Here is a 12,682-nt window from a genome sequence, read left to right as displayed (position 1 = left end):
GGATTCTTTTTTGAAGCTAAAGGAGCTTATTGGTGTTCTAACCATTTACCAGGTTAACGGCGATGCTGATATCGACATTACAGGTATATCAATTAACTCGCAGAATTTGCAGCCGGGAGAGCTGTTCGTATGTATTCCAGGCGTTCCCGGATTTCAAGAGGATCGTCATAAGTTTATTGATGATGCTGTAAAAGCAGGAGCGGCAGCTTTAATTGTAGAACGCGATGTAACAGTAAATATACCGGCAATAAAGGTGCCAAATGCAAGGTATGCATTGGCGGCTCTTGCCGCGCACTTCAATGGGTATCCGAGTCAGGATATCAAGTTGATTGGAGTAACGGGGACGAATGGAAAGACGACAACAAGCCACATGATTGAGTCGATATTGACTCATGCCGGTTATTCAACAGGCCTAATGGGGAATATCGGTACAAAAATTGGTCCTTCATTATTGGAGACGGATATTAATACCCAGGATCCAAACAAATTACAGGCAAATTTAAAGAAGATGAAGGAAATTTCGACTGACTTCTGTGTTATGGAAGTGACTTCTCAGGGACTGCATCTAGGAAGGGTGCTTGGTTGTGATTTTCGAACAGCCGTTTTTACAAACCTCACACAAGACCACTTGGATTATCATGGAACAATGGAGAACTATCTCGCAGCAAAGGGGATGTTATTCTCAAGGCTTGGTAATTCATTTACGCCGGATCCTTCCAATCGAAAATACGCCGTCTTGAACGCTGACGATGAGGCCTCCAACTATTTGAACGGACTAACTGCTGCGCAGGTTATTACATACGGGATTAAGAACCAGGCGGATGTCATGGCCGAAGATATTCAGCTGACCTCGAATGGAACGAAATTCAAGCTGCATTCTTTTGCAGGTTCGGCTGCGATGGAGCTGAAGATGGTTGGAACTTTTAATGTCTACAATGCTCTTGCGGCTATAGCGACCGCGATTGCCGAAGAGATACCCCTTGATAACATCCGGCAGGGGCTGGCAAATTTGACAAGTGTCCCGGGCCGGATGGAAGTAGTGGATGAACAGCAGGATTTCCTTGTGCTCGCCGACTATGCCCATACTCCCGACGGCTTAGAGAAGGCGCTATCTACCCTGCGCGAATTTGCCGGCGCAAAGATTATTACCGTCTTTGGCTGCGGCGGTGACAGGGATCGGACCAAACGGCCGGTAATGGGTAAGCTGGCTGCACAATACAGCGACTTTATTATCGTCACGTCGGATAACCCTCGCTCCGAAGATCCATTTCGTATACTAAAGGATATCGAACAAGGTTTATGCGAATACGGAACATCAATTGATTCTTATGAACTGATCGAGGATCGCAGACAAGCGATTAACCGTGCTATTGAAATGGCTAATTCCGGCGATATCGTTATTATCGCAGGTAAAGGCCATGAAACGTATCAGATCCTGAAGGAGAGGACGATACACTTCGATGATCGGGAAGAAGCTAGGGAGGCAATTCGCAGGCGGATAAATTCGATGTAAATTCAGGAGCTAAGTTACCAGAGCTTTTTCATGGATTGGTGGTATTCGGATGAAACTCATCAGAGGAAACCGGAGTTTTGACTTGGATGAATTCTTAAAGGAACCTTTGTTTGCTCACCTTTCTACGATGTCGGACGAAGGGCCAAGAGATTCTCCCGTATGGTATCTCTGGGAAAAAACCCAACTTTGGATCATAGGAACATCTGCGGATAGTTTTCCAAACAGGATCCTGAAAAACCCAAAATGCGCTATAGGAATCGTTGATTTTAATAGAAATACGGGGAAAGTATTGCATGTCGGCTTTCGCGGAGCAGCCAGTGTGCGGCCATATGATAAAGATATCGCTATGAGATTGTTATCACGTTATTTAGGTCCGAATATGGAGGATTGGGATAGTCGTTTTCGAGGCTTAAGTGACAGCAATCTATTAATAAGTTTTACACCGGAAACGGTGGTTGTAAGAGATCAATCTTATAAAGTTGGGTCTTCATAATGACGGGAGAATGAAAATGAATTCAAGTAATCAAGCGGGTTCCGCAGACAATATTTTCACAATAGATTGTAAAGATGTTTTACTGCGTGAGTACCAAATAAGCGATATTGATGCTATTTACAGTATTACCCATCAACCCGAAATAGTAGAATATTTGCCCGGTTGGAACGTATCCAGGGAACAACGTTTGGATTGGTTATTAAATTATGAAACAGTAGAAAACAAGCAGTTTTTAGAAGCTGTATCGAAAGACGGTGGCATTGAAAATCTCCGGCTGCGTTTAGGTATTATTTCAAAGGAGACTGGTGAATTTATTGGGTGGTGCTGCACCGGTATTAAAGATGAATTGCCGCCTTCTAATAGAGAGATTATGTTTGCAATATCGAAGGACTACACAAACAAGGGCTATACCACCCAGGCTGTTCAAGGAATCATCAAGTATTTGTTCGAGCACACAGATATAGAGCAGCTAAATTCTATCGCTCTGCTCCGTAACTTACCCTCTAATAGAGTCATCCGTAAATGTGGTTTCGATTTCCAAACCATTATTGAGATCCGGCAAGAGCAGTATAATCATTACACGATAAGTAAAAGTAAATGGCGGTATTAATAAACGACAATGACATTGACTATTGCAGCTATTTATCCTAAAACATAATAAGCAGCAAGCAGTCCATTACTGCGTGATCCCAGTCTTGGACTGCTTTGTTGCCCTGTTTTCGCAAACAATATCTTTAAAACTTAATGCCAATTTTCCCGAAATGAGTTCCCTCAGCCATATATTTCAATGCTTCGATCGACTGTTCAAACGGAAAAACACGGTCAATTACGGGTTGGAGCTTATGCTGCTCGATCGCGCGATTCATCGCTTCAAACATATCGCGGTTCCCGACGTTTATTCCTTGAAGCCGCACTCTCTTCTGGAAAGTAGGAACGAGCTGGAAGCCCTCCGCTGTCGCGCCCGATAAGATACCGACCAAACTTACCCGCCCTCCGAAGCGGACGGCAGCGACCGAGCGGTTCAGTGTGGACGCCCCGCCCAGATCAACCACATGATCTGCGCCGCGTCCATCTGTCCAATCCAGCACCGCTTTGTCCCAATCGGGCGTGCTGCGGTAATTAATACCGAAATCGGCGCCAAGCTTCTTCGCGCGTTCCAGCTTCTCGTCGCTGCTTGACGTAACAATGACCCTCGCACCCTGCAGCTTGGCGAATTGGAGTGCAAACAATGAAACGCCGCCGGTTCCCTGCACAACAACGGTATCGCCTGCTTTCACATTGCCTTCCGCTACAATTGCCTGCCAAGCTGTCACCCCAGCGCGCAAGGGAGAGCGGCTGCTTCCTCATCCGTCAAGTGCTTCGGCACAAGCACCAGACCGCTCTCATTCAGAATGGCGTATTCCGCGAGTAAGCCGTCCAAGGGACCGCCGAGTAAACCGTTAAGCCACGCCTCTGTTGGTTCACCGGAAAGCCACTGCTGTGAGAAAATGCCGCTTACTCGGTCTCCAATCTCGAAGCGAGTGACTTGCTCACCAACAGCTGCAACTTCGCCGACACCATCAGAAAGAGGGATAAGCGGCAGCTTCAAATCGGGGTAGTAGAATCCGTTAATCACGCCCAAATCACGGGAGTTGAGCGAAACAGCACGCAGCTTAATGAGAACTTCGCCCGGTCCGGGTAACGGTATGGGACGCTCCGCCATTGTGACTTGATCAAGGCCGAAGCCGTTTTTCAGTTCAAATACTTTCATGGATAATCTCTCCTTTTAGTTTAGGGCATAGACATACAATAATATATGTACTAAAATAAAGTAAGTAGGCACTTTTGGGTGCGAAACGAACGTTTTGGTGCGTGGAGGATAGTTTATGAGAAACGAAACAATCAAATCCGATATTTCTGATTCAGCATGCGGTTACCGTCGGGTGCTCGAGATTATATCAAGCAAGTGGACGGTACTCGTCCTGCATGCTTTGGATGAAGGCAGCAAGCGTTACGGCGAAATCGGCAAGCGTATCGAGGGCGTCTCCCAGAAAATGCTGACCCAGACGCTGCGACAGCTTGAACGGGATGGACTCGTGAAACGCGAGGTTCATCCATCCGTGCCCCCGACTGTCGAATATGAGCTAACGCCGCTTAGCGAAACATTGATGCTTCACATACGCCAATTTAAGCAATGGACGAATGAGCACTATCCTCATGTCCAGCGGGCAAGAGAAGAATATGACCGTATGAACGAACCGGATTAAGGCGGGATGAAGGCCATGGAAGTCATCATTGAAGAATATTGCTCTGAATGGATTAAGCAATTCGAGCATGAAAAAGCAAACATTCGCTCTGCATTAGACGATCAGACGATCATCATTGAGCATATTGGCAGCACCTCCATTTACGGTCTTCCTTCCAAACCGATCATCGATATTGCCCTTGGCGTTAATCAACTTGCTGAAGCCGATTCCTTCTTAGAGCCTTTAAGATCAATTGGTTACGAATATGTTCCAAAAGAAGATTTTCCGAACCGTCGTTTCTTTAGGAAGGGGGAATGGCGAAGGGGAACCCATCATCTGCATGTGTACGAATTAAACAGCGAGGAATGGAACAATAACCTTTTATTTCGCGATTACCTGAGACACAACCTTGGGAAAGTGGAAGAATAAGCGCAATTAAAGAAGTATCTTGCCACGATATATGCTGACAACCGAGGTCAATACACCAAGCTGAAAGGACCTTTCATTGATTCCGTTATTGAATTGGCGAAAGGAATAATATAATCCCGACAATAAAAGCGCATGGACCTGGAAGGGCGACTCTAAAGAAAGAGGCGCCCCTTTTCAGTTATAATCAGAACAAAAAGGAAGTGATTGGCTTGACTCAAGAATTAAGAGTGGTAGTCGGGGCCGGAGGTATAAACAATAATGAAGGATGGATACACACTCAAGAGGAGGAATTGAATTTACTCAACAAGAATGATTGGAACCTGAGATTTTCACCGGAATCCATAATTGCTATCCTGGCCGAGCATGTATGGGAACACTTGACATACGAAGAGGGAGTGCAAGCGGCGGAAAATTGTTACGAATTTCTCATGCCGGGAGGGTACATCCGGTGTGCTGTACCTGATGGTTTGTTTCCAAATGAGGAATATCAAAATACTGTGAAAATAGAGGGGCCGGGACCAAAAGACCATCCTGCAGCTTCCCACAAAATTGTCCATAGCTACAAAACGCTGACGACGATGTTTGAATCCGCTGGTTTTCAGGTCCAGCTTCTCGAATATTGCGATGAGAACGGTGAATTTCATTATAACCACTGGGATGAAAGAAAGGGTTTTATTTATCGTTCCAAGCGATTTGATCACCGTAATCAAAATGGTCATTTGGGATTTGTTTCATTGATAGTTGACGCTATCAAACCATAAAAGGACATTAATGATGATATGCCTAACAGACTTGAACGCTTTAGCATTAGTGGGATTTAAATTTCTGCCAGAACAATTATAAATTTAGAGGATGAAACCTACATGACTTATCAAGCTGTTATTTTTGATTTGGATAACACCTTGCTTGATAGAAAAAAGTCTCTGCATATACTATCTAAAAAACTGCATAAAAAATATATTCATCCCGACTATACCGAGGAACGCGTCTATGCAAATTTATTGACGGCAGATGGGGATGGGTATCAAAGCAAAAAGGACATATATAACTATTTGTCTGAAAACTTACCCTGGATTTCTGTACCATCGTTTGATCAGTTTCAGGAATTTTGGAACGAAGAGTTTCCTGCAAGCTCTGTATTAATGGACGGAGCACTGGGGCTGATAACGTATTTAAAAAGAGGCGGATATAAACTGGCTATAATAACAAATGGGAAGAAAATGGTACAGGATAGAAAGATCGATTCTGTCATGATAAGGGAATATTTCGATATCATTCATATTTCTCAAGAGGTTGGACTTAAGAAACCTGAGAAAGCAATTTTCGAGTTAACATTAAAGAGATTGAGTGTGGATGCTGTCAAAGCTATATATGTCGGCGATCATCCGTCTAATGACGTCTACGGTGCAATAAATGCAGGCTTAAACGCAATATGGTTAGAAGGATTCAGCCCATGGGACGAAACATTGGAAGTAAGTGGATTTCAGACAATTAAGAAACTGGAAGAAATCAGGGGATATTGTAAGTGATGCCGATCAGGCAGAAGATGGTGAGCTAGCATTGGATAAAATCATATCGAGGTGAGAGTGTGCAAGCTTCAATTAGATTGGTCAAGCCATCACTTGATTACCGGGACGAATATATTTCATTCTATGAAGAGTGGAAGAGGAGCGGAGAAAATATAGTTCCCTGGGTGGTAGAGCGTGAGCCGTACGATTTTCCCTCTATGATTGAATTTTTATACTCTCAAGATTCCGAAGAAAAGATTATGAATGAAAACTGGGTACCGCACTCAACTTATTGGTTATTGAACGAAGCCGATTCAATCGTCGCAGCAGTCAATATTCGCCATAAGCTTAACCAAAAACTGATTAATAACGGTGGACATATCGGTTATGGGGTCCGACCATCCCAGAGGCGGAAAGGGTACGCCTCGTTGTTGTTATCATTAGCCCTGCTGCAGACCAAGACAATGGAACTCAGCAGGGTTCTTGTCGTATGTGACAAGGGCAATACCGGCTCCGAACGGACCATCATCAAGAATGGAGGGAAATTCGAGTCGGAATTTACTGAGGAAAACGGGAATGTAGTACGGAGGTTTTGGATTGAGCTTGAGTAACACTTTACACCCAAGCCCGGTAGGACCTGCACACTCGTAATCACTCTAGCCAAATAAATTTTTGAATAATGTCGAAATGAGTGAGAGCAGTTCGTCATTCTATTGAGTGAGATAGTAGCACACTCGAGTACAATTTGAGAGGAGAATAAACATGCATTATACGCTTCTGTTTTATGAAAGCCCGGAGGAATTTTCGCTGCGAACCGATTCATCGCGGCAGAAGGAGTATCTGGCAAGCTGGTCCCATTATGTGAATGCATTACGCGCATCAGGTGTCGTTGTGACAGGCTCCGGCCTCCAGGCTCCGGAGACTGCAACCAGTCTGAGGCGGAAGGGCAGCGAAATGCTGGTGCAGGACGGACCGGTTACTGAGACGAAAGAACAGCTTGGCGGATTCTTCATTATCGATGTTCCGGATCTTGATACAGCGCTGGAATGGGCGGCCCGTGGTCCAAGCGATGCGGTTGAAGTGCGGCAAAATATACCGTCAATAAAGTGATATGATGAACACTCACTATGTAGTTGAACAGGCGGCCCGCGATTCCTATGGCCGCCTAGTCGCGTACTTGGCAGTTCGCTGGCGCGACTTGGCCGCAGCGGAAGATGCGCTTGCCGATGCCTTCCTTGCTGCATTAGAAACATGGCCTCATTCTGGAGTGCCGGACAAGCCAGAAGCATGGCTGCTTACTACAGCTAGCCGGCGGCTTATTGACGGTGCCCGTCGTGCCCGCGTGCATGCAAAGGCCGCACCTGATCTGCTCGCAATTGCGGAAGAAGCACGTGAATTGTCGAGCTCCGATGATGCGCTTCCTGATGAGCGACTGAGGATGCTGTTTATTTGCGCACACCCTGAAATCGAACCTAACGTGCGAACGCCGCTTATGCTTCAAACTGTGCTGGGTATAGACGCTGCCCGCATTGCATCCGCGTTTGTCGTAAAACCTTCGACAATGGGACAGCGGCTCAGCCGTGCGAAAATGAAACTCCGTGGCAAACACATCAAGTTCGAATTTCCCGCCGAGAATGAATTGCCGGATCGTCTTAACGCAGTGCTTGAAGCCATTTATGCTGCTTATGGCAGCGGCTGGGACGATGTGGCAGGTGTAGAACCGCGTCGTAAGGGACTAGCCGAAGAAGCTGTTTACATGGTTAGACTTCTCCTTCGCTTTATGCCCGGCCAGCCTGAAGTGCAAGGGCTGCTAGCGTTGATGCTGTATTGCGAGGCGCGACGTGACGCGCGCCGCGATCAAAAAGGGAACTACATTCCGCTGCTGGAGCAGGATTGCTCGCTGTGGTCGCAGCGAATTATCAATGAGGCGGAGCGTTGTCTGGGCAGTGCCGCGCAGGCAGGCAGTATCGGACGCTTCCAGCTCGAGGCAGCGATTCAATCGGTACATGCCCAGCGTGCATGGTCCGGCCGTACCGAGTGGGAAGAGATTGCTCTGCTATATGAGGGGCTGGTAGCAATTGCGCCTACTATCGGCGCATTAGTCGGCCGAGCCGCCGCAGTCGCCGAAGCGCGCGGCGCCGATTGGGGCTTGACGCTGCTTGAAGCCATCCCGGACGATGCGGTCAAGAGCTATCAGCCTTATTGGGCTCTAACCGCCCATTTGTTTAAGCGAATGCAGAGATACGATGAAGCCCGTGCTGCTTATAGCCGTGCGATTGGATTGTGCACGGATCCATCCATCCGGGATTTTCTCAAGGAACAAGCTTGCCGAGTGTAATGATCAGGTCAAATAAGTGGATAATAATGATCCCACTTGTATGACCTGTTCGTTTTTCATTTTTAGACAATGGAATTGTGGCTTTATTATTTCTCAACCTAGAAAAATGAAAGAACATTTCCCTCCGATTTGACGTCAATATGGGTAGTGACTGTATTTGGAGAAGTTATATTGACTAATAGGAGGATTATCGCGATGAAAATTATTTTGTCTGTTCTATTATTCTTCGTTTTAACAGCGTGTTCTAATTCACCACATTCGGGAGTTTCAGCAGCTGCTCATCCGAAACTTGGTTCAGCCAGCTTGGAAAAACTTCATCCAACACGCCTGACTATCGAAAGAAAAGGTAAGTTGCAATCAGTTAAGCACCAGCCTCCTGCACGATACCAGGTAAATGATAAGAAATTAACAGAAGAAATCTACGTTAATCTATTGGACTCAGAAAGCGTTCCCAAAAATGTTGTTATCTCATGCCCTAATGATCTTGGCATATCGTATGACATGACTTTCTATGAAAATGGGAAAGAAGTATTTCTCGTTAATGTAGATGGTGGAGGCTGCCAATTTATAAGTGTTAAGGGGAAAGATGCTTACCGAACTAAAGATTCATTTTGGAAACTGATGCAAGAAGCCACCGGACTGAATGGTGCACAACTTGCAGGAGCCATAGGATCATTCTAATAAAGACCTTATCTTACAAGGATGGTGTTCCAGTTGATTAATTTAAAGGAATTTAAAGATAGAAGCGAAGTGAAGCGTCTGATAGCGCAGTGTATGTGGCCAGATGATGAAAGAATCGAAAAAGAACTTAACAAATATATGGAAAGTGATTCCAGAGAACTTCTCGGATATATAAATAATAATGAGTTGGTTGGATTAATTGGCGTCGTCTACGAATCAATTGAAAAAGTGGAACTAAAGCACATTGCAGTTAAAGCCGGATATCGTGGCAATGGAATAGGCAGCTATATGCTGAACGAGTTTATCCAAACAAGAAAGACCGTAAGAATCAAGGCGGAAACCGATAAAGATGCTGTTGGTTTCTATAGAAAATTCGGGTTTGCGATAATGAGTCTGGGAGAAAAATACCCCGGAGTCGAGCGCTTTGAATGTGTATATCCATCGGGATTAGTTGCAGAAGGTTAGAGGTATGAATCTTACCAAGAATGATATACAAAGGAGCCGTCATCCAATTTGGACATAAAGGTGATTGCAAAATAGAAGGTAAACTCATTTCACTTGATCCTGGGTGATAAATGTTGTATTGTGATTTTAAATCGACATATCAGTAGGTCAAAAAAGGAGCTGTGCCATGTCACCCCGTACGAAGGAACAAAATGAAGCGATCCGCGAGATGCGCATGAGGCAGATCATGCAGGCGGCCGCGGATGTGTACCTGGAGAAGGGCATACATATGGAAGTCCGCGACGTTGCCGTTAAGGCGGAGCTTGGCTACGGAACGGTTTATCATTACTACAAAAATAAACATATGCTCTTGGAGGATTTGTTGTGGAGTGCGCTGTCCCTCGCGGAGTCGGCAGTTCTCCCCGCCATTGAAGGGAACGGCAACGATATGGGAAGAGCCGAGTTGTACTCGAGGCTGCTGTTTCTTAAGTGCATCCAAGACCCGTCGGTCTTTATACTACTCAAAACGATTGCGGATAACTTTCATCAAATGCCCGGAAACCGTTTCCAGAAGCTCATGGCAGTTTTTCAAGAAAGGCTCTATCTGCCGCTTGTCGAGATGATTAGACAAGAAACGGCCGAACAAGCGCCGGAGAAACTTGCAAATCTCATATTCGGGTCTATTGTCGGCTGCGCCACTTTGCACATTCATCACAGAGGGCAATCCGGACCGGACTCACTCGATGTTATCGATATATTATTTTCGGGCATCCGGAAGAGGGAGAGCTGAACTAATGGTCGTTCTGAAAACTAGGACCCAAATCGAAGAAATGAAGAAGGCCGGTCAAATCGTCGCAGCTTTTCACAGGGAGCTGGCAGGTATGGTCCGTCCCGGCATTACGACGCTTGAAATAGAAGAGTTCGCAGAGCAATTTTTGAAGAAGAACGGAGCCAAGGCGTATACAAAAGGCTTCAAAGGCTATCGGTTTGCAACATGCGCCTCAGTCAACGATGTTATTGCACATGGTTTCCCGAACCGGACACCACTGAGAGAAGGCGATATCGTGAAAATCGACATTGTCGCCGAAGCAGAGGGCTGGGTGGGCGATTCGGCATGGTGCTATGCGGTCGGCCGGGTGTCTGAGGAAGCAAATAAGCTGATGCGGGTAACGAAGGAATGCTTATATCTTGGGATCGAAAAAGCCGTCATCGGCAACCGGATCGGCGATGTGATGCACGCGGTGCAGGTACATGCGGAGCAAAACGGCTTCTCCTGCGTACGTGATCTTCTTGGCCACGGCGTCGGCAGGGCGCTGCACGAGGAACCGAATTTTGTTCATGTCGGAACCCCCGGCAAAGGGTTCCGTTTGAAGGAAGGCATGGTCATCACGATAGAGCCGATGCTCAATGCCGGACAGCATTATATGACGATCGATGAGGACGGTTGGACTGCAAGAACCGCTGACGGGTCGCTCTCCGCACAGTTTGAGCATACCGTCGCGATCACTGGAGACGGCCCGGTCATACTGACCCAGCAGTAGTCGTCGTTTTATCGCCGCCCTCGTCGTCAGCTTGTTCGTAAAACAGACCAAACCAACCGAATGAATTTTTGCTTAAAGCCACAGCTTCAGTTGTTGCTCCAGGTTATCCCGGGAAATTTTCCGCTTTTGCAAAATCGGGCTAGGAACCATGTTATTGTATTTCATTATCTTTTTATTAATGTCATCAATCTTTGGACTGATCAGGCTTTCGTCCTTTTCATTTAACGAAGTTATTAAATGGTGCAACTCATCCCTTATTTCATGCTGCAGCGTCAACCATCCCGGTATGACATTGGCATTATTGAAAATGCTGTTTGTGATGTCCCCTGATGGAACTTCAATTGGCTTTCCTTTACCGGGAAGGTTGTCAAATGCGCCTTTTTTCAATTGTTCATTGTAAATCTCACCGACCCAATCATGCACGGATATACCCGCATTCCAAAATTGTTTTGGTCCGACAGCAGGCTCATCACTTTCCGTTTCAACAACCGGTTCGGACTCAACAAATGCTGATGTTGGAGTCTTCGCCACATCTGCATTTTGCTGTTTACTCTTATTTCTTTGAAACCAGGAAAACATACCTGACCACCTCCGATTAGTTAAACCGTTTTGGTTCAAAACTCGCTGCGGAGCGGATATGCATCTGCCTGCTGTATAAGACAATTTTACAATAATCGTAAAGACTGCGGCCTTCATTATTTGAAGATTCTTTGAATTTAGAAAATCGGTCAACAAAGTTTGTGACCTGCGAAGAGATTCGGATGGGGTATTATCAAAGCGGCGATGAACGTTCCAAGCAGTTCCCAGTCTCCTTCTCGGAATGGGAAGCAATGGCAGGGGAAATGCTCGTGGCAGGTCCATTTGGATATGTGTTCGGAGGGGCCGGCTCGGTGAAACGATGGAGGCCAATGTTCGGGGATTTCAGCAATATCGCCTGATATCTTGCCGATATTGGAATAAAATCCCCCAGGTTCAGGGGGATTTTATTTGTTATACTGACGCGCAGCGTCAACTCTGGTTCTGGTCTGGCACATTTTGTGCCGTATTTGCATTCTTTCCTGCCGCTTGGTCGACTTGCGTCAAAGACTGGATACTATTAAGGGAGCTTTGAATTTTGCGCATTTCCTCTGTAAGCTCCCGCGGCGAATTTACATAGTCCTGCATACGCCGACCCGACTCCTCGATTTCCTTGGCCACTCTGTTTACGAGAGAAACATCGAATTGCATAAAAGTGGAGTTCCCTCCTTTTGTTTGATTTGCAGCTTATTGTAGGTTTCCGCATTATGAGAAATTTATCCTGAATTTCCAAGTGACCCAGGAAGCGCAACTTCCCGGAATTTGAACAGCCGCTCCTTTAACAGGAGATTGACTCGTATTTAACCCAGGGGAAACAGAAATGCACTAATAAATCGTCCATCTTTAATAAAATTATGTCGTGTTTGGAGAACGGTTTTTTGATTACAATTTATTTGTAGAAAGAACTTTGTTCTATCTGTGCAAGAAATTAGCC

Annotated in this window: 18 protein-coding genes and 1 pseudogene; 15 read left to right on the top strand and 4 right to left on the bottom strand. The window is 45.9% G+C overall.

All coding sequences use genetic code 11. From position 1 onward, the window contains the following. Nucleotides 1-10 precede the first annotated feature (10 nt). From KZ483_RS15470 to KZ483_RS15460, 3 genes are read left to right on the top strand one after another with little or no spacing between them, the layout of a single operon-like run. The gene (locus KZ483_RS15470) at nucleotides 11-1,513 is read left to right on the top strand and encodes a UDP-N-acetylmuramoyl-L-alanyl-D-glutamate--2,6-diaminopimelate ligase (RefSeq protein ID WP_220348322.1); all 1,503 of its coding nucleotides are present in this window, start codon (nucleotides 11-13) and stop codon (nucleotides 1,511-1,513) included. A 49-nt stretch (nucleotides 1,514-1,562) separates the two neighbouring features. Continuing rightward, on the top strand, nucleotides 1,563-2,006 hold the full coding sequence (locus tag KZ483_RS15465) for a pyridoxamine 5'-phosphate oxidase family protein (protein ID WP_220348321.1): 444 nt from the start codon (nucleotides 1,563-1,565) through the stop codon (nucleotides 2,004-2,006). A gap of 16 nt (nucleotides 2,007-2,022) precedes the next feature. Then, nucleotides 2,023-2,616, top strand: coding sequence for a GNAT family N-acetyltransferase (locus tag KZ483_RS15460; RefSeq protein ID WP_220348320.1), 594 nt, complete (start codon nucleotides 2,023-2,025; stop codon nucleotides 2,614-2,616). Between the two features lie 124 nt (nucleotides 2,617-2,740). Here KZ483_RS15460 and KZ483_RS28940 read toward each other — a convergent pair whose 3' ends face one another. Both KZ483_RS28940 and KZ483_RS28935 read right to left on the bottom strand, forming a co-directional pair. Continuing rightward, a complete protein-coding gene (locus tag KZ483_RS28940) occupies nucleotides 2,741-3,319 on the bottom strand; it encodes a zinc-dependent alcohol dehydrogenase family protein (RefSeq protein ID WP_309568582.1) in 579 nt (192 codons plus the stop codon). After that, nucleotides 3,316-3,756 (bottom strand): alcohol dehydrogenase catalytic domain-containing protein, encoded by a 441-nt coding sequence (locus tag KZ483_RS28935; RefSeq protein WP_309568581.1) that lies wholly within the window; start codon nucleotides 3,754-3,756, stop codon nucleotides 3,316-3,318. The genes KZ483_RS28940 and KZ483_RS28935 overlap by 4 nt, the downstream gene beginning before the upstream one ends. A 115-nt stretch (nucleotides 3,757-3,871) precedes the next feature. Between KZ483_RS28935 and KZ483_RS15450 the strand changes: the two genes are divergently transcribed. The 11 genes and pseudogenes from KZ483_RS15450 to map all read left to right on the top strand — a co-directional run bounded on the left by KZ483_RS15450 (nucleotide 3,872) and on the right by map (nucleotide 11,172). Next, nucleotides 3,872-4,252, top strand: a complete 381-nt coding sequence (locus KZ483_RS15450; RefSeq protein ID WP_220348319.1) for a winged helix-turn-helix transcriptional regulator — start codon at nucleotides 3,872-3,874, stop codon at nucleotides 4,250-4,252. A 15-nt stretch (nucleotides 4,253-4,267) separates the two neighbouring features. Continuing rightward, nucleotides 4,268-4,774, top strand: a pseudogene (locus KZ483_RS15445) (GrpB family protein). Nucleotides 4,775-4,863: 89 nt separating this feature from the next. Beyond that, nucleotides 4,864-5,421: a class I SAM-dependent methyltransferase gene (locus KZ483_RS15440; protein ID WP_220353469.1), complete on the top strand. Its 558-nt coding sequence runs from the start codon at nucleotides 4,864-4,866 to the stop codon at nucleotides 5,419-5,421. Between the two features lie 102 nt (nucleotides 5,422-5,523). Next, entirely contained in the window at nucleotides 5,524-6,189 is a 666-nt protein-coding gene (locus KZ483_RS15435) for an HAD family hydrolase (protein WP_220348318.1), read from the top strand. Between the two features lie 59 nt (nucleotides 6,190-6,248). Further along, entirely contained in the window at nucleotides 6,249-6,779 is a 531-nt protein-coding gene (locus tag KZ483_RS15430; RefSeq protein ID WP_220348316.1) for a GNAT family N-acetyltransferase, read from the top strand. 151 nt (nucleotides 6,780-6,930) lie between these two features. Then, nucleotides 6,931-7,278, top strand: coding sequence for a YciI family protein (locus KZ483_RS15425; protein WP_220348315.1), 348 nt, complete (start codon nucleotides 6,931-6,933; stop codon nucleotides 7,276-7,278). Between the two features lies 1 nt (nucleotide 7,279). Further along, nucleotides 7,280-8,506, top strand: a complete 1,227-nt coding sequence (locus KZ483_RS15420; protein WP_258881270.1) for an RNA polymerase sigma factor — start codon at nucleotides 7,280-7,282, stop codon at nucleotides 8,504-8,506. 195 nt (nucleotides 8,507-8,701) lie between these two features. Then, a complete protein-coding gene (locus tag KZ483_RS15415) occupies nucleotides 8,702-9,187 on the top strand; it encodes a hypothetical protein (protein WP_220348314.1) in 486 nt (161 codons plus the stop codon). Nucleotides 9,188-9,220: 33 nt separating this feature from the next. Further along, nucleotides 9,221-9,652, top strand: a complete 432-nt coding sequence (locus KZ483_RS15410; protein ID WP_220348313.1) for a GNAT family N-acetyltransferase — start codon at nucleotides 9,221-9,223, stop codon at nucleotides 9,650-9,652. 166 nt (nucleotides 9,653-9,818) lie between these two features. After that, the gene (locus tag KZ483_RS15405) at nucleotides 9,819-10,421 is read left to right on the top strand and encodes a TetR/AcrR family transcriptional regulator (RefSeq protein WP_220348312.1); all 603 of its coding nucleotides are present in this window, start codon (nucleotides 9,819-9,821) and stop codon (nucleotides 10,419-10,421) included. Between the two features lie 4 nt (nucleotides 10,422-10,425). After that, entirely contained in the window at nucleotides 10,426-11,172 is a 747-nt protein-coding gene (gene map / locus KZ483_RS15400) for a type I methionyl aminopeptidase (protein WP_220348311.1), read from the top strand. A 72-nt stretch (nucleotides 11,173-11,244) separates the two neighbouring features. Here map and KZ483_RS15395 read toward each other — a convergent pair whose 3' ends face one another. Further along, a complete protein-coding gene (locus KZ483_RS15395) occupies nucleotides 11,245-11,751 on the bottom strand; it encodes a DnaJ family domain-containing protein (RefSeq protein WP_220348309.1) in 507 nt (168 codons plus the stop codon). Nucleotides 11,752-11,933: 182 nt separating this feature from the next. Here KZ483_RS15395 and KZ483_RS15390 point away from each other — a divergent pair, with 182 nt between their 5' ends. Continuing rightward, nucleotides 11,934-12,110, top strand: a complete 177-nt coding sequence (locus KZ483_RS15390) for a hypothetical protein (protein ID WP_220348307.1) — start codon at nucleotides 11,934-11,936, stop codon at nucleotides 12,108-12,110. 70 nt (nucleotides 12,111-12,180) lie between these two features. On the opposite strand, the gene KZ483_RS15385 is transcribed toward KZ483_RS15390, so the two are convergent. After that, nucleotides 12,181-12,399 (bottom strand): hypothetical protein, encoded by a 219-nt coding sequence (locus KZ483_RS15385; protein WP_220348305.1) that lies wholly within the window; start codon nucleotides 12,397-12,399, stop codon nucleotides 12,181-12,183. Between the last annotated feature and the right edge of the window lie 283 nt (nucleotides 12,400-12,682).

The sequence above is a fragment of the Paenibacillus sp. sptzw28 genome (assembly GCF_019550795.1).
In the GTDB taxonomy this organism is placed as follows: domain Bacteria; phylum Bacillota; class Bacilli; order Paenibacillales; family Paenibacillaceae; genus Paenibacillus_Z.
This window is presented reverse-complemented; position numbering and strand designations above follow the sequence as displayed.

What these genes read in the sequence shown, in the direction of transcription:
- KZ483_RS15465 (WP_220348321.1), top strand. Translation starts at nt 1,563, where the DNA reads ATGAAACTCATCAGAGGAAACCGGAGTTTTGACTTGGATGAATTCTTA.
- KZ483_RS15460 (WP_220348320.1), top strand. Translation starts at nt 2,023, where the DNA reads ATGAATTCAAGTAATCAAGCGGGTTCCGCAGACAATATTTTCACAATA.
- KZ483_RS28935 (WP_309568581.1), bottom strand. Translation starts at nt 3,756, where the DNA reads ATGAAAGTATTTGAACTGAAAAACGGCTTCGGCCTTGATCAAGTCACA.
- KZ483_RS15450 (WP_220348319.1), top strand. Translation starts at nt 3,872, where the DNA reads ATGAGAAACGAAACAATCAAATCCGATATTTCTGATTCAGCATGCGGT.
- KZ483_RS15435 (WP_220348318.1), top strand. Translation starts at nt 5,524, where the DNA reads ATGACTTATCAAGCTGTTATTTTTGATTTGGATAACACCTTGCTTGAT.
- KZ483_RS15425 (WP_220348315.1), top strand. Translation starts at nt 6,931, where the DNA reads ATGCATTATACGCTTCTGTTTTATGAAAGCCCGGAGGAATTTTCGCTG.
- KZ483_RS15420 (WP_258881270.1), top strand. Translation starts at nt 7,280, where the DNA reads ATGATGAACACTCACTATGTAGTTGAACAGGCGGCCCGCGATTCCTAT.
- KZ483_RS15415 (WP_220348314.1), top strand. Translation starts at nt 8,702, where the DNA reads ATGAAAATTATTTTGTCTGTTCTATTATTCTTCGTTTTAACAGCGTGT.
- KZ483_RS15405 (WP_220348312.1), top strand. Translation starts at nt 9,819, where the DNA reads ATGTCACCCCGTACGAAGGAACAAAATGAAGCGATCCGCGAGATGCGC.
- map (WP_220348311.1), top strand. Translation starts at nt 10,426, where the DNA reads ATGGTCGTTCTGAAAACTAGGACCCAAATCGAAGAAATGAAGAAGGCC.
- KZ483_RS15395 (WP_220348309.1), bottom strand. Translation starts at nt 11,751, where the DNA reads ATGTTTTCCTGGTTTCAAAGAAATAAGAGTAAACAGCAAAATGCAGAT.
- KZ483_RS15390 (WP_220348307.1), top strand. Translation starts at nt 11,934, where the DNA reads ATGGGGTATTATCAAAGCGGCGATGAACGTTCCAAGCAGTTCCCAGTC.
- KZ483_RS15385 (WP_220348305.1), bottom strand. Translation starts at nt 12,399, where the DNA reads ATGCAATTCGATGTTTCTCTCGTAAACAGAGTGGCCAAGGAAATCGAG.